12 protein-coding genes are annotated in these 15,124 nt (G+C 71.2%); 4 read left to right on the top strand and 8 right to left on the bottom strand.

The features are described from left to right. Positions 1-47 precede the first annotated feature (47 nt). On the bottom strand, positions 48-1,460 hold the full coding sequence (locus FL311_RS11800; RefSeq protein ID WP_141325141.1) for a DUF4157 domain-containing protein: 1,413 nt from the start codon (positions 1,458-1,460) through the stop codon (positions 48-50). A gap of 142 nt (positions 1,461-1,602) precedes the next feature. Continuing rightward, the gene (locus FL311_RS11795; RefSeq protein WP_141325140.1) at positions 1,603-2,193 is read right to left on the bottom strand and encodes a hypothetical protein; all 591 of its coding nucleotides are present in this window, start codon (positions 2,191-2,193) and stop codon (positions 1,603-1,605) included. A gap of 160 nt (positions 2,194-2,353) precedes the next feature. On the opposite strand from FL311_RS11795, the gene FL311_RS11790 reads away from it, so the two are divergent. From FL311_RS11790 to FL311_RS11775, 4 genes are all read left to right on the top strand, one after another. Next, positions 2,354-3,037: a hypothetical protein gene (locus FL311_RS11790; protein ID WP_141325139.1), complete on the top strand. Its 684-nt coding sequence runs from the start codon at positions 2,354-2,356 to the stop codon at positions 3,035-3,037. Between the two features lie 84 nt (positions 3,038-3,121). After that, positions 3,122-3,664, top strand: coding sequence for a TetR/AcrR family transcriptional regulator (locus tag FL311_RS11785; RefSeq protein WP_141325138.1), 543 nt, complete (start codon positions 3,122-3,124; stop codon positions 3,662-3,664). 83 nt (positions 3,665-3,747) lie between these two features. Beyond that, complete coding sequence (locus tag FL311_RS11780; protein ID WP_141325137.1) at positions 3,748-4,836, top strand: SDR family oxidoreductase; 1,089 nt, start codon at positions 3,748-3,750, stop codon at positions 4,834-4,836. Positions 4,837-4,936: 100 nt separating this feature from the next. Then, on the top strand, positions 4,937-6,229 hold the full coding sequence (locus FL311_RS11775; protein WP_228556828.1) for an amidohydrolase: 1,293 nt from the start codon (positions 4,937-4,939) through the stop codon (positions 6,227-6,229). Between the two features lie 106 nt (positions 6,230-6,335). Here the strand turns inward: FL311_RS11775 and FL311_RS11770 are convergent, their stop codons facing one another. The 6 genes from FL311_RS11770 to FL311_RS11745 all read right to left on the bottom strand — a co-directional run. Next, positions 6,336-7,058, bottom strand: a complete 723-nt coding sequence (locus tag FL311_RS11770) for a hypothetical protein (protein ID WP_228556825.1) — start codon at positions 7,056-7,058, stop codon at positions 6,336-6,338. A gap of 53 nt (positions 7,059-7,111) precedes the next feature. Beyond that, complete coding sequence (locus FL311_RS11765) at positions 7,112-8,881, bottom strand: hypothetical protein (RefSeq protein ID WP_141325134.1); 1,770 nt, start codon at positions 8,879-8,881, stop codon at positions 7,112-7,114. 48 nt (positions 8,882-8,929) lie between these two features. Continuing rightward, complete coding sequence (locus FL311_RS11760; RefSeq protein ID WP_141325133.1) at positions 8,930-10,855, bottom strand: HEAT repeat domain-containing protein; 1,926 nt, start codon at positions 10,853-10,855, stop codon at positions 8,930-8,932. 111 nt (positions 10,856-10,966) lie between these two features. After that, positions 10,967-13,105, bottom strand: a complete 2,139-nt coding sequence (locus FL311_RS11755; RefSeq protein ID WP_228556824.1) for a hypothetical protein — start codon at positions 13,103-13,105, stop codon at positions 10,967-10,969. Positions 13,106-13,357: 252 nt separating this feature from the next. After that, positions 13,358-13,909, bottom strand: a complete 552-nt coding sequence (locus FL311_RS11750; protein ID WP_141325131.1) for an ECF-type sigma factor — start codon at positions 13,907-13,909, stop codon at positions 13,358-13,360. A gap of 351 nt (positions 13,910-14,260) precedes the next feature. Continuing rightward, positions 14,261-15,124 (bottom strand): sensor histidine kinase KdpD (locus tag FL311_RS11745; protein WP_141325130.1); only part of this gene is annotated, 864 nt, incomplete at its 5' end.

The raw sequence follows: 15,124 nt of genomic DNA, 5'->3' as shown, positions 1-15,124 counted from the left end.
CCGCCCCGTCCCTCGTGGACGGGCGGGGGGCTTCTTCGTGGGCGGGCTCAGTCGGAGTCGGAGGCCTCCGTCATCTCGGAGTCATCCGACAGCTCGGCCTCGGACTCGTCGCCGACGCCCCAGTGGGCCTCCATGGCGGCCACCATCGCGTCAACGTTCGCGTAGAGCCTCCCAAAGGCCACCGGATAGGCCAACCGGACGGAGCGGGCGTGCTGCTCGAAGAGCATGGCGCGCAGCTCGTCCAGGCTCTCGTTCGTCTGTTCGGGGTCGAGCCCCAGGGCGGCGTACTCGCCCTCGTCGTTCTCTCCGTCCTCGTCCGTGTGCAAGTTCTGGACGGTATCGAAGTCGAAGAGGCTGAACAGCGCGTCCCGGAGTTCGTCGTTGGTGACGCCACCCCCATCGGCCGCGTTACCCGCTCGGGCGACGGCGGCGTCGTTCGCGACATTGCCCGCGCCGCCTCCGAAGTTGGCTTGAGACAGGGGGAGCTTGCTGCGGACGACCAACCACTGCTGGACATACGCCTGGAGCGAGAATCCCTGGGCCATCGTCCCTGGAGCCGCGTTGTTGGCGGCATCGCGATGGGCGGCCAGCAGGTCGATCTCCTCCCGGAGGGCTTCCTGCCTGTCGTCAGTGAGGCTGTCGACCAGGTCCCAGCCCGGTAGCTGGTGCAGGTGATTGTCCAGGGTGTTCATGTTGTTGATGGCGGTGGCAGGCGTCCGGCCGAGCAGGGCGCGGTCGAGGGTGTCGAGGTACGTCTGCCACGGCGTGGTGTGGTGGCGCTCCGTGGGCCACAACGAGCCGGCGCGCCCGCCCACGTTCACCTGGTTGATGCGCCCCGCGGCACTCGCGCCAAGCTGCACCGCGACCCGCTGGATGGGGAGGCTCGCCCCTGATGAGCCGGTGCTCGGAGCCGCCTTGAGCTGCGCGGTCGCGACGTCATGCGAGGACTCCGCCGGGAGCCTCGCGGCCCGCGCGGACATGGCGTCGGCCTCGTGCTCCAGGCCCGAGTCATCGTTGAGCGCGGCGCCCCGCAACTCGGCCGTGGGCCGCACCCGTCCCTGCTTCTGCTGCACGACGTGCCACGCCTCGTGGGCCAGGTGCTTCTCCTGGCCCGGCGCCACGTGGATGTCCGAGCCCTGCGTGTAGGCCAGGGCCTGGAGCTGCGCGGGCGCGGAGGAGTTGTAGTGCACGCGCACGTCGTCCAGCGACATGCCGGACAGGGACTCGACGCCGGACTTCAGCGAGTCCGGAAGGCCCGTGTCGTTGCGCGGCGAGGCACGGCGCTGGAGCGTCTGCGCCTGCTTCGCCTGCGCCACCACCCTCGGGGAGGAGTCCAGCGCCTGCTGGAGCGCGCCCAGCGACTTCGTGCGCGACGAGCCCGCCTCCATGGCGCCACCTCCCGCCGAGGACGCGGAGGTGGACTCGCGCGAGGACTGTGACGGCTCGACGAACACGCCCATTCGATGCCTCCGGGAGAGACTCGGAATGTACCGTGCCCGTCTCCAGCGCCGACAGGATGCGCCGGGTGTCGCGCCATGAGGGCCGCGTCACGCCGGCGCACGTCCTCCACGCGCATGGGACGTCCTGGGTCCCCTCGCGAACTCAGGACGGAGACGGCGGGGTCTGCGACGCATCGGGGCTGTCCGCGCGAATCTTGCGCGAGTTCTCGACGAGCTCGCGCCAGGACGCCTCGTACTCCCCCCGCAGCCTCGCCCACTCGCCGCCCTGGGCCTTCATCAATCGCCGCAGCGACTCCCCCGTGCTGGACAACGACGAGCGCAGGAAGCGCAGCTCCTCCTTCGTGAGCAGCGAGTCCTCCGCGCGGGAGCGGGAGATGTCCGCCTCGTACCCGTCGAACTGGGCCCCCAACTGCCGCAGCTCCGCCTCGCGCTTGCGCTCGTAGGCCGCGCGGCGCTGGCCCGCCTGCTCCTCCGCGTCGTCGAGCGACTTGCGGGTGTCGTCGCAGGCGCGCAGCAGCTCCTGCTTGCCCCGCTCGAAGTCCTCGGTGCCGCGCTGGCGCAGCTCCTCCAGCTTGCGGTGGAATGCCTCGCGGCGCTGCTTCACGCCCCTCAGTTCCTGGATCTCGTCCTGTGCCTGACGGATGTCAGCCTGTGCCTCGACCTCCGCGATTCGCGCGTCGATGCGCTGCTTCTCGGCGTCCATCTTCTGCAGGTAAGCCTCGCGCTCGTTCATGGCCTGGATGCCTCCTCCGGTGGGACGCCGCGACCTGGCGCCCTCGCGGGGATATGGATGAGGACGGGACAGGGCATTGCACACAGGCAGAGGCACGAGGGCCGGGCGTGCCGCGCGGAGTGCTTGACCCCGGGCCCGCTCCGGGCGATGAGCCGGGCGCATGAAGCCCTGGGAGACACTCGAGAGCGCCAATGTCCCGGACGTGGGGGAGCTCACCCTGGTCCGCCGAGGGGACGAGCTCGTCCTGCGCGTGCGAGGACAGACGCTGATGTCCAGCCGCATGCACGGCTCCGAGGAGGCGCTCGCGAAGGCCGGCTGCGCGGAGCTGGCGAGCCGAGGCACCGGACGGGTGCTCGTCGGTGGACTCGGCTTCGGCTACACCGTGCGCGCCGTGCTGGACGCCGTGGGCCCGGGGGTCCAGGTCACCGTGGCGGAGCTGCTGTCCACCGTCGTCGCCTGGAACCGAGGGCCCCACCTGTCGCCTCTCGCCGGCGCGCCGCTGGAGGACAAGCGCGTCTCCGTCGTCGAAGCCGACGTCAGCCGCGTCATGGCCCGCAACCCGCAGACCTTCGACACCATCCTGCTCGACGTGGACAACGGGCCCACCGCGCTCACCCACCCGGACAACCAGGGCCTCTATGGCCTGCCTGGCCTGTCCAACGCGGCGCGCGCCCTGCGCTCCGGGGGAACGCTCGGCGTCTGGAGCGCCGGCCCCGCCCCTGGCTTCGAGCGGCGCCTGGAGAAGTGCGGCTTCACCGTGGAGGTCCTCCACCCCCACGCCCACGGCACCAAGGGCCCCCGCCACGTGCTCTTCATCGCCCGCCTGGGCAAGGGCCGCCGCTGAGCCCCGGCGTCGAAGGGCTCGACAGAATATGATGACTGGTATATTCATCCGGTCGTGAGCAAGGGAGAGGACACTCGTCGGCGGATGATTGCCGCCGCGGCGGAGATGCTGGAGCGCTCGGGGTACGCCGGCGCGGGCATCAACGAGCTGCTCGAGGCCGGCAAGGCGCCTCGGGGCTCGCTCTACTTCCACTTCCCGGGGGGCAAGGAGCAGCTCGCCATCGAAGCCCTCCAGGCCTCGTCCGCGGAGGTGACGCGGCTGCTCGGTGAGCACCTCGCCACATCCAAGGGCCTCGTCACCGGGCTGCGTCGCGCGCTCGCGCAGCTGGCGGACCGCGCGGAGTCCTCCGGCTTCGAGAAGGGCTGCCCCGTCTCCGCCGTGGTGCTGTCCTCCGGCGCCACGCCGGAGCCGGTCCGCGCCGCCGCCGCCCAGGCGCTCCAGTCCTGGCAGCAGCTGCTCACCGAGCGGCTCAGGACCGAAGGACTCACGCCCGCCGAGTCGCGCCGTCGCGCCGCCCTGGTGCTCTCCTCCATCGAGGGCGCGCTGCTGCTCATGCGTGCCCACCGCAGCCGGGCTCCCGTCGAGGAGCTCTCCAAGGAACTGGAGCGCCTGCTCTCACTCGACTGAGCGCGGCCCACGCCGTGCGCGGATGGGCCGCGTCGGCGCGACTCCAGAATATGTAGACTGGTCTAGATACAGAGGTCGTCATCATGAAGGATTCGTCACCGGACTCGCTCGTCATCGGCGCCACGGGATTGCTGGGGCGCTGGCTCGTGCCGGAGCTGACGCGGCGCGGGCGACACGTCGCCGTGCTCGCTCGCAACGCCCAGGGACGCAGCCAGCCCTACCGGGACTGGGTGGCGGCGCTCGGAGGCGCACCCGAGCGGCTCGTGTTCCTCGAAGGAGACCTGGACGCGCCGGGCCTGGGGCTCACGCCAGCGGACACCCAAGCCCTCCAGGGCGTGCGGGACGTGTTCCAACTGGGCGCGCGCTTCGCCTGGCACCTGTCGCCCGAGGAGGCCCAGCGCACCAACGTGGAGGGGACCCGCGCCGTGGTGGAGCTGGCCTCGAAGCTGCCCGCGCTGCGCCGGCTCGTGCTCGTGGGGGGCTATCGCATCGGACCGCGGCTCGACGCCTCGGGGCGAATCGTCCCCGCCCCCCCGCTGAGCTTCGAGGACTCCGGCGCCTATGAGGCATCCAAGGCGCTGTCCCACCAGGTGGCGGTGGAGACCGCCGGGAGCTTGGGCGTCCCCATCACCACCGTGCACCCGTCCTCCGTCATCGGAGACAGTCGCACCGGGGCGACGGTGCAGCGCCTGGGGCTCGGCGACACCGTGGCCCACGTCCACGCCGGGAAGATGCCCGTCCTCCTGGGCTCGAAGGACACCTTCGTCCCCGTGGTCGCGGTGGACACGGTGGCGCGCTTCATGGCGGGAGTGGTGGAGGTTCCGGAGGCCGCGGGGCAGGAGTACACGCTGATGGACCCGGGCTCGCCCACGTTCCACGAGCTGATTCGCTGGACCGCGCGACGCTCGGGCCGACGCGCGCCTCGCCTGTCACTGCCCGTGTCGTGGGTGCGCTGGCTGCCCGAGCGGCTGCTGGGCGCGGCCACCGAGTCACTCGACTTCCTCGACACCGCCCGCTACCCCGTGGAGCCCGCACTCGCGATGGCCCGGCGGATGGGCGTGGAGCTGCCGCCGGTGGAGACGGTGCTGGAGCGCTGGTTCGACTTCCTGCGCGGCACGGGCTTCGCGCCGGACGTGGAGCGGGCGCGACTCGCGTCGGTGCGTCCGGGATGACCCGGCGACCAAGGGGCGTGGACGCCGGGGCCTCGCGCGATGTGCTGTAGTAGCCCGGCCCTCGAAACGGACCGGAGACCTCCTGGTGAACCGCCCTTCCCTGCTGGCCGTGCTCGTCGTCCTGCTGACCGCGTCCGCTTCACGCGCGCAGCCGTCCCCCGTGCTGGGTGGACTCGACGGCCTCTATCCGGAGCTGGACGCGCTGTACCGCGACCTGCACCAGCACCCCGAGCTGTCGTTCCAGGAGGAGAAGACCGCCGCGAAGCTGGCCGAGCGGCTGCGCAAGCTGGGCTTCGACGTCACCACGGGCGTTGGCGGCACGGGCGTGGTGGCGCTCTTGCGCAACGGCCCCGGGCCCACGGTCATGCTGCGCACGGACCTGGACGCGCTGCCCATGGAGGAGAAGACGGGCCTGCCCTACGCCAGCAAGGTGCAGGTGAAGGGCGGCGACGGGCAGACGGTGCCGGTGATGCATGCCTGCGGGCATGACGTGCACATGACGGTGTGGCTGGGCACGGCGACGCTGCTTTCGCGCAAGAAGGACCAGTGGAAGGGCACGCTGATGATGGTGGGCCAGCCCGCGGAGGAGATTGGGGCCGGCGCGCGCAAGATGCTCGCGGATGGACTCTTCAAGCGCTTCCCCAAACCCGACTTCGCGGTGGCGCTGCACAACACCACCGCGGCGCCCGCGGGCCGCGTGGAGTACGTGTCCGGCTACGCCATGGCCCACGTGGACTCGGTGGACATCACGCTCTTCGGCAAGGGCGGACACGGCGCGTACCCGCACACGACGGTGGACCCCATCCTGATGGCCGCGCGCACGGTGCTCGCGCTCCAGACGCTGGTCAGCCGGGAGAAGCACCCGCTGGAGCCCGCGGTGGTGACGGTGGGCTCCATCCACGGCGGCACCAAGCACAACATCATCCCGGACGACGTGCGCCTGCAGCTCACCGTGCGCTCCTACAAGCCCGAGGTCCGCAAGGCGCTCCTGGCGGGCATCGAGCGCATCGCCAAGGCGGAGGCCCTGGCCTCCGGCGCCACGCGGCCGCCCAGGGTCGACGTCACCGAGGGCACGCCCGCCACCTACAACGACCCGGCCCTCACCCGCCGCCTCACCGAGGCCGTGGTGCGCGTGCTCGGCGAGAAGAACGTCGGAGAGGCCCAGCCCGTCATGGGCGGCGAGGACTTCTCCGAGTACGGCCGCGCCGGAGTCCCCGCCGCGCTCCTGTGGCTGGGCGCGGTGGAGCCGCAGCGCTTCCTCCAGGCCCGCTCAGGGGGTGAGCCGCTCCCGTCCCTGCACTCCTCCGGCTTCATCCCGGACCGCGAGCGCACGCTGCGCACGGGTGTCACCGCGCTGACGACGTCCGCGCTGGAGCTGCTGGGCAAGCCCTGAGCCCTTGAAACCACGGCCACGACGAGGGCCTTCGATGACCCTCGCCGCGGCCCGTGGGAGCGAGGTCGCCCCCCAAGGCGGCCTCGCTCCAGTTCTCCTTCGCACGCTACCGGCAGGCCCCCAGCCGGACGGAGAGGCAGCCGTCGCTCCCGCAGCGCGTGAAGCGCGCGCAGCGCTGGGCCTCGTACTCGCCGAAGGCCCGGACGGTGGTGGTGCGCCGGCCCTCCGCCGCCGTCTCCACGCAGACCTCGATGTCCTGGATGGGGAGGTTGGGCGTGGCGGTGAGCACCTCCGTCATCGGGTCGAACAGCGCGCTGGCGGTGGCGCACTCCATCGCCCTCTGCGCCGACGTCGCACGCACGTCCACGACGCGCACCGCGCAGAACTGCTTGGTCTCGATGCCCAGGGAGAACACCGTCCCCCCCGCGTCACACGCGGTGGCGGCAATGGACTGGCACGTCCCGCCCATGCAGTTGCCGCCGGCGTTGCAGACCTGGCTGCCCGACGAGTTGCAGCACGCCTCGCCGACGTCGCCGCAGTTGCGGCAGAGCTCCCCGCCCGACTCCATCACGCACATCAGCGAGCCGCCGCAGTACGTGGCGGAGGCGGCGACGCAGCACTCCTGCCCCTCGCCGCCGCACGGCACGCACGTGCCGCTGTTGCAGGCCAGGCCCGTGTCACAGCCCGCGGAGTCCGTCCGGCACTCGCAGCCGCTGGTTCCATACTGACTGGGGTCGCATCCGGAGTTGCCGCCCTGGCAGCTTCCGCAGCCCGCCATGACGACCATGCACAGCATCAGGAGCCCCCGCAGGGGCGAGTTCAGGTTCACGATGGGGTTCCTCGTTGCTTGGAAGGACATGGGGTGCACCGGCTCCGCGCCGCTCACGGACTGAGCACCAGGTGCACGGACTTGCCGTCGCCATTCACGGCGCGGACCAGCACCTCGAGGTTGTCGGAGATGGACAAGGCCTCCACCACGCGCAGGCCCGCCTTCTCCAGCTCCTTGGGCGCGAGCTGGGAGAGCGGGTAGCTCTTCTCCCCGTCCGGCGGGGTGATGAACGCGAGCTGGGACTTGTCCTCGCCCGTGGCCGTGCCCACCACCCAGTTGCTGGCGTTGAGGCCCCAGGCCCTCGCGGACAGCGCGCCCTCGGGCAGGGGCAGCAGCTCGCCGCCCTTCTCGCGCGTCCACCGGAAGGGCCGGCTCTGCTTGCTGGAGATGCGCGCGGTCCCCAGCACCGTGCCCACGTCGTTGAGCGCGGCGAGGTCCGCCTCCAGCTCCAGGAGGAGGTGACGCTCCTTGCCGGCGATGAGCGCCGCGCGGGGGCCGCTCTCCGTCTGCACCACGGCCGCCGACTCACCCAGCGCGTTGAAGAACAGGCGCCCGGCGCCGAGCCCCGTCAGCGCCTCGCGCTTCGCGGGACCGACCTCGTCGACGACGTAGACGACGTCCTTGTCATCGGGCCAGCGCACCAGCGGCGTGCCGTGCGCGTTGCCCACCAGGGCCTCGTAGCCGTCGACCCGCAGCTGCGCGCCCGCCTTCACCTCGTTCGCCTTCATCCGGACCGCGGCCGGGCCCTTGTACGAGTACGCGGTGGCGAACAGGTCGCCGCTGGCGCTGACGCCCTTCACGTCGACGCGGTCCGCGCCGAGCGCCTCGCGCAGCGACTGCACGGTGGACCTGCTCGTGATGAGGCTGTCCGACTCGTCGTTCGCCAGACGGGCGATGACCGCGCCCTCGTTGGTGAGGAGGCGGGCAATCGCCACCTCCGGGAGCTGACGCCATCGGGTGAACTCGAACACCTGGGTGACGCACCGGTTGAGGGCGACCCGTTGTGACTGGAGCATGCCGCCCGAGGAGCCCTGGATGACGGTGGGTCCACCCCAATGCGGGGGCAGCCGGATGGCGAAGCGCGCGGTGCGCTGGGCTTCGGGCACGCGCACGTTGAGGACACCCACGCTCGCATCCACACTGAAGAGCTCCACCAGCGTCCCACCCGCGGGCGCGGGGCTGCTCAGGACGACCTCACCCGACAGCTCCGTGGCGCTCGAGGAGGGGCAGCGGTTGGTGGATGTCAGCACCCGGAGCGCCGCCAGGCGAGGACGCGGTACGCCCGCATACGCGACGAACTGACGGACCTGCACCGGCTCCGTCCAGTAGAACTTGAAGACGATGTCCGTGTAGCCATCCACCCAGACCTGGCTGCCGCCGGTCAGCACCAGCTCGACGTTGTGCGGACACGAGGCGCTCTCGCAGTAGGGGTCATCCGCGCCGCGCACCTGGCGGGCGAAGGCCTTGAGCGTGCCGCGCACGCGTGTGACGCTGTTGGCGTCGCCCAGGTAGTACGGCGAGGGCAGCGTGTCGTCGAAGGTCCAGGTGATGACGTTGCCGCTGCGCGAGCCCCACAGGTTCAGCACCAGGTCGGAGTTCACGCCGAAGGTGCGCGCGGGGACGTGCAGGTTCAGGGTGCCCGCCGACTTGGGCAAGAGCCAGTAGCCCGTGGCGTAGTCGTTGCCGCGCACGTGGATGCGCGCGGCGTTGAGGCGGACGTTCGTGCCGCGCCACACGTCGTCCACGATGTCCGCGTGGGCGACTGGCGCCAGGAAGAGGCCGAGCAGGGCCACCAGGCCCAGCCCGTTGAGGATGCGTGTCATGAAGTTCTCGGAGGTGTTGTGGGAGTGAAGTGAAGGCCGCGACGGGACTCAGCCCCCCAGCTCGGCGGAGGACTGGGCCATCAGCGACATGATTCGAGCGCGCGTGGAGGATTGCTGGCCCGGGCGCAGCGCGAGCGCCTGGAGCATCTGGAGGACCGGCGCGCCCCCGCCATCGATGCGGTGGGTGATGAGGTTGAGCAGCGTGGCCTCCACCCCGGAGACCATCCCCCCTGAGACGACCCAGGCGCGCAGCCGCTCCAGGTCCGCCCCATCCAGCCTGCGCGCGTCCAGCGCGTCCAGCAGCGCCGCCTGCACCAGTCGCTCCGGCTCCTGGACCAGCGAGTCGAGCAGCATGCGCGTGGCAATCTCCTGCGGCGCGCCGCGCAGGGACTCGGCCGCCGCGGCGCGCACCTCGGCGGAGTCGTCGCGCAGGTAGGGTTGCGCCTCATCCAACACGGCCTCCTGCCGCGTGTTGCCCAGTGCGCGCAACGCATGCATGCGGTCCTGCGGGTCCTTCGCGTCGCGCAGCGAGTCCTGGAGCGGGCGCAGGTAGGTCGCCACGTTGGGGTCCCCGGAGGGGAGCTTCGACACCACGCCGCCCAGCGCGTACTCGGACGCGCGCCGGGTGGCCACGTCGTTGCCCGCGCGGGCCTGCTCCCGCAGCATGGTCAGCATCCGCGCCGTCTCCGGCTCGGGCGCCTCGAGGAAGCCCGCGCGCTGCAGCATCAGCCCGTAGGACGTCTCGTGCTCGCGCGCCGCGGGGGCCTGGAGCAGCTCGCGCATCAGCGCCTGGGCCGCTCCATGCCCCGTGCCCGCGAGCACGTCCATGGTGAGCTCACGCAGTCCCGGATTCACGCCCGGACGCAGGAAGGACGCCGCGAGCTCCCGCGTCCTGCCGGGCTCCAGCTTGAGCGCGGCGATGGCCCGGCGCACGAAGCGGTCCAGCTCCGGGATGGACTCCGGGCGCGTGGCGGAGGCGAGCACGCGGAGGACCTCGTCCACCGTCATGCCGTCCGCCTGGCTGCGCAGGAGCGCCGTCTCCTTGTCCCCCTCGAAGATGATCTGCTCGGGCTTGCGGATGAGGGGCTTGTCCTCGTTCTTCGCCAGCAGCGGCGCCATGCTCCGCGCGGAGAACGTCACGCGCAGGCGCATCCGGCGCGACATCAGCGGGGCGCCATCCGTCCGCGTCGCGTCCAGCGACTCGTCGTGGGACACCCCGGCCATCCGGCCATCCGGCGCGCGCTCGAAGCGGGTGAGCGAGCGCAGTTCCTGCTGGAACGGCCGCCCCTTCCCCGCGGCGTTCAGCGCCACGTAGCGCGTGCGCCGCCGCGTCAGGACGGAGTCCCCGTCGAACTGGAAGCGGGCCTGGACCTCGCCCGTCTGGTTGGACTCGACGACGTCCCACTCGGCCGCATCGCGCAGGGTGGTGGGGAACAGCTCCGCGGCGAGCGTCTGCGCGAGCTGGCGGAACATCGCGGGCTCCGACTCCGAGAAGCGCACCGCCAGGAGCGCGCCCTTCGCGTCCAGCTCCACCCAGGCGGACGCGGATTCGGGCAATTGCGTCACCACGGAGGCCGCGTCGGGGAAGAGCTGCTGGCCGGAGAGCACCGCGTCGTGTCGCTCCAGGGACTTCAACGACAGCCGCACCCGCGTGCCGTCCGGGCGGACCTCGAGCGCGCGCAGGGCCAGCGAGCCCTCCAGGTGCAGCGTGCCCTCCACCGCGCCGGAGGCCGCCACGCCACCCGGGACGGGCATCGGGAGCTCCACCCGCTGCAGGTCATCCCAGGCGAACCGATAGACGCGCTCCTCGCCTGGCGTCCACTGGAACAGGGGCAGGCGGGAGTCGCTCACGACGACCGGGGCGCCCTCGCCCGCGACGACGGTGGGGCGCGTGAAGTACCAGGCGGACAGCGAGCCGGTGAGCAGCAGGGTGGACAGCACGGCCGTACGGACGGCGAGCCTCGGGCGACGCATGAAGGACCTCGAAAGGAAGGGACTGGGGCGGGGCGCCATGGCGTTGGAGGGCCATGGCGTCCCTGGAGGACCGCCCCGACGCGCGAGCGCCGGAGCGGCCCCACCGTGTGACTAGAAGATGCGCGCCAGCGGCACCGTCTTCGTCTCGGTGTAGATGTTGTGCTTCAAGCCGAAGCCGCTCCACGAGAACACGGGGAACTCGGCCTTCAGGTCGAACAGCTGCGCGAAGAGCGAGATGCGCCCGTCGAGGAAGCGCGTCTCGATGTCCAGCTTCGAGGTGAGGCGCAGGAACAGCGTGTTCGGGTCCGTCGGGTGCGAGGGCGAGCTCAGGTAGATGCCGATGTCCGTCTCCAGCGGGAGGTTGGCGCGGGTGAGCACCACCGTGCCGCGGACGGCAATCTGGACCTTCGGCAGGCCGATGCCCACCGACGCGAAGCCATTGACGGTGAGGTACGGCGTGAGGATGCCGAACAGGTCCACGCCCAGCAGGTCCGCCGCGCAGTCACGGGTGATGGCGCCACCGATGTCGAACTTGACGCCCGTCTCCGCGGACACGCCCGCCGTCAGCGTGACGGGGATGTACCAGACCATGAAGGTGTAGGACGTCTGGGCCTCGTCGAACGCGTACACGGGCTTGGTCTGCGCGAAGGTGACGCGCAGCGGGTAGGTCTGGTCGTGGGTGTAGACGGACTGCCCCAGGAAGCGGGCCCCCACGGTGAGCCGGATGCCGTTGCCCTCGGTGCCCGCGGAGCCGTCGATGTGGATGACCTCCATGCGCGTGGGGCTGAAGAGGTTCGCGTAGGCGTTGAACTCGCCGTAGATGCGCGCGTTGTACTCGCACCACGGGCCCGTCAGGCCGAAGCCCTTCGCCTGCATCCGCGCGCTCGACGCGCCCGGCGCCGTGACTTCCCAGCCGGCGTTGTAGTCGTAGCCGGCGCCCATGAAGCTGTCGCCCGCGTAGCCACTGTCACCGGCCTCGCCGCCATGGCGCACCAGGCCCGTGGAGGGGTTGGTGGGCGCCTGCTGCGCCTGGATGTACTGGCCGTAGGCGAGCACGTACTGGGCCAGCATCGTCGTGTTGAGGGTGTAGTCCTTCTCCTTCAGGGTGGAGATCTTGAGCAGGTGGGCGTTGCGCACGAAGCTCGTCTCGCTGAAGTCGTTGCCCGTCAGGAACAAGCACGCCTGCAGGTCCGCGGCGCGGCGCGGCCCCATGGCGGCGTCCAGCTCCAGCTTGTAGCGGCGCGGGCTCCAGTCGCAGGACGTCACGTACTTCGAGTCGAGGCAGCCCTGCCCCTCGGCCTGGACCAGGCGCTCCTCGATGACCTTGTCGAGCGCGTAGAGCCGCTCGGCGGTGGTGGCGTTCAGCTCCTTCGTGTCGCGGTCCTTCTTCAGGAAGAGCGCGTACGCCTTCTGCCAGTCGGCGTAGATGCCCGCGCGCTGGGCGAGCAGCGCGATGAAGCCCTCCTGCTCCTCCTGGCGCACGGTGAGCTCGTCATCCGGGATGTGCGCGAGCTGCTCGGCCATCTCCTGGTGCCACGAGTCCGAGGCCACCGCCCACTGCCGGGCCTCCGGGTTGTTGGCGAGCCGCGCGGCTTCGGTGGTGAACTCGTAGGGCTTGACGCCCTTCGGGTAGGGGCCGGGCGTGAAGGCGAAGTACGCGTTCTTCGCCACCCGCGTCTCACCCCAGATGGACGCCAGCTTCTTGCCGTCGCGGCTGTACAGCGTGCGGTGGGCGATGCCCTCCTTCTCGTAGGCCGACTGGAACAGCGCGCGGTAGTCGTCGCCGTGCACGCCCGAGCGCCGCTCGAAGCGGCTGTAGTCGTGGTACTTCTCGTCCACGTACTCCTGGCAGGACGTCACCTGCGTCCCGTTCTTGTCCCAGGCCTGCATCTGCCCCAGGTATGCGAGCTCCGCCTTCGTCAGGTTCTCCAGCTTCTTGCGGTAGAGAATCTGGCCCTTGAGCACCTGGCCCGACAGGCCCTGGTCCATGCCGCTCACGCGCGTCGTGCCGAGCGACACGGGCTGGGTGGCCACCGTCGCCGTCCCGCTGCCGAACTCCTCCGGCAACAGCACCGTGCGCTTGGGCGCGTTGTCCCAGCGCGCCCTCCACTCCGTCTCGATGATCTGCTGGCAATATCCGTCGTGGGCCTCGCCGCACTTGCTCGAGCGGTAGTCGACGTCCACGCACTGCTGCAGCGACGGCGTCGGGCAGTCTTCCGCGAGGCTCACGGGCGCCGACAACAGCGTCATCGACACTCCGGCCCAACGCAGCGGGCTCCCCAACAGACCCACTTTCTTCCCCTGGTTCATATGAAGCTTCGTCCTTGGTGAGGGCCGGCTTCGGGCACGGCCCGCCGGCCCCCAGAGCACGTGCTGTGCCGCGGCGCGTGTCACTCGGGGGCGCGTGACGACGCGACCACCCCGCGAGGACCCGGGGACAACACGGCGAACCAGGACGTTGCCTGCCAGGCAACACGCACCAGGACGACGACGTGGGGAGCGTCAGTGCCCCACGCCTTCGCACAACCAGCCGCGCGCGAAGGCCCAGTCCCGGCGCACGGTGGCGGGCGCCACGCCCAGCACCGCGGCGGTCTCCTGGATGCCCAGGCCCGCGAAGTAACGAAGCTCCACGAGGCGGGCCAGCCGGGGCTTGAACGACTCCAGCTCCACCAGCACCCGCTCCAACCCCAGCACGTCGATGTCGACGCCCACGGGGGACTCCGTCACCTCGTCGTGCAGGTACAACGGCTCACGCAGCGTGTCCCGACGGCGGGCGTTGCGCACCCGCACCGCCTCCACCAACGCCCGACGCATCGCCTGGGCCCCCACCCCCAGCACATGGCGACGTCGCTCCAGGTCCGCGGACTCCCCCGCCCACCGCCCGCAGATGTCGCGCAGCAGCAGCATGGGACGCAGCGTGGCCCTCGAGGCCTCTCCGCTCATGGCCGCATGCGTCATCTCGCGGAGCTCCTGGTACGCCACCCCCTGAAGGGCGTCCCGGCCCTCTCCTCCTTCGTTGCGAGCGCCTTCCAGCAGCGATGTCTTCTCCGACATGCCCATGGTGTCCTCCTGGGTCTCACATCCCATCGAGTCGCTTCGCCACGCCTGCCTAGCCTGTCGAACGAAATCCCCCGCAAACCTTGAGAACAAAGAATTGTTTTCGTGAATACCGACAATTCCCTGCCCGCCGGGATGGCCAAGCTGCGCTCATGGCCGTCCTGGCGCAACGCAGGATCGCCAACTTCGCGGGCTATTCTCTCTTATCCACATTTCCAAAGGCGACTGGCGCACGTGCCAGCGAGGAAGCGTTCGGGGCCCCGCGCATGGGGGGTGGGCACGCCTCGGCTTCCCACCACGCCCTGGAGGGTGGGCGACCCCGAGGTCCTGGGTCGATCTGGACGCGGGCTACGCGGTGGGTAGCCAGAGCACGAAGCGGGCGCCGCCCTCGGGGGCCTGGGCGTAGCGCAGCTCCCCGCGCATGCTCCGGGCCAGCTGGCGGCACAGGGCGAGCCCCAGGCCCACGCCGGGCGCGGACCGGGCCGCGGCCTGAACGGACTTGGAGAAGGGCTCGAAGAGCTTGCGGGCCGTGGCCCGGTCCACGCCCGGGCCGTGGTCCCTCACCACCAGCCCCACCCGGCGGCCCCGACGCTCCAGCTCCAGGTGCAGGCGTGGGTCGGTGGCGCCGGCGGCGTATTTGGACGCGTTGTCGACGAGGTTGAAGAGGACCTGCTCCACCGCCGACGGGTCCGTCAGCACGGTGACGTCCGGGGGCACGTCCGCGCACAGCACCAGGCCCGCCTGGAGCGCGCGCTCGGCGAGCCGGGGCTCCATCCGCGACACGAGCGCGTCCACCGCCACGGGCTCCAGCCGGGCCGGCGCGCGCCCGCGCTCGATGCGGGCATAGGCGAGCACGTTCTCCACCAGGTGACTGAGCCGCTCCGCCTCGCGGTGGAGGATGTCGAAGTACTCCTGTCGCCGCGCGGCGTCCGGGACCATGCCCGCCGCCAGCATCTCCGTGTACATGCGGAACGTCGTCAGCGGCGTGCGCAGCTCGTGCGTCACCGCCGACACGAAGGCGCCCCGTCGCTCGCTCAGCGCCATCACGCCCACCAGCAGCGCCACCACCGCCACCCCCGCGAGCGCCACGCCGCTCCAGGCCACCGTGAGGACGAGCGGCAGGGACGACAGGGCGCCCGAGGAGCCCTCCTCGCCCGAGGTGGAGCCCGGCACCAGTCGCACCGGCAGGGCCGCCAGGAGCCTCCCCTCCCC

The organism is Myxococcus sp. AB025B (genome assembly GCF_006518215.1).
In the GTDB taxonomy this organism is placed as follows: Bacteria; Myxococcota; Myxococcia; order Myxococcales; family Myxococcaceae; genus Myxococcus; species Myxococcus fulvus.
The sequence above is the reverse complement of the archived record's forward strand: the minus strand, read 5'-3'. Positions and strand labels throughout refer to the sequence as shown.

Excerpts from the sequence above, each read along its gene's own strand:
- FL311_RS11750 (WP_141325131.1), bottom strand. The coding sequence starts at position 13,909 with ATGTCGGAGAAGACATCGCTGCTGGAAGGCGCTCGCAACGAAGGAGGA.
- FL311_RS11800 (WP_141325141.1), bottom strand. The coding sequence starts at position 1,460 with ATGGGCGTGTTCGTCGAGCCGTCACAGTCCTCGCGCGAGTCCACCTCC.
- FL311_RS11765 (WP_141325134.1), bottom strand. The coding sequence starts at position 8,881 with ATGACACGCATCCTCAACGGGCTGGGCCTGGTGGCCCTGCTCGGCCTC.
- FL311_RS11790 (WP_141325139.1), top strand. The coding sequence starts at position 2,354 with ATGAAGCCCTGGGAGACACTCGAGAGCGCCAATGTCCCGGACGTGGGG.
- FL311_RS11795 (WP_141325140.1), bottom strand. The coding sequence starts at position 2,193 with ATGAACGAGCGCGAGGCTTACCTGCAGAAGATGGACGCCGAGAAGCAG.
- FL311_RS11785 (WP_141325138.1), top strand. The coding sequence starts at position 3,122 with ATGATTGCCGCCGCGGCGGAGATGCTGGAGCGCTCGGGGTACGCCGGC.
- FL311_RS11780 (WP_141325137.1), top strand. The coding sequence starts at position 3,748 with ATGAAGGATTCGTCACCGGACTCGCTCGTCATCGGCGCCACGGGATTG.
- FL311_RS11755 (WP_228556824.1), bottom strand. The coding sequence starts at position 13,105 with ATGACGCTGTTGTCGGCGCCCGTGAGCCTCGCGGAAGACTGCCCGACG.
- FL311_RS11760 (WP_141325133.1), bottom strand. The coding sequence starts at position 10,855 with ATGCGTCGCCCGAGGCTCGCCGTCCGTACGGCCGTGCTGTCCACCCTG.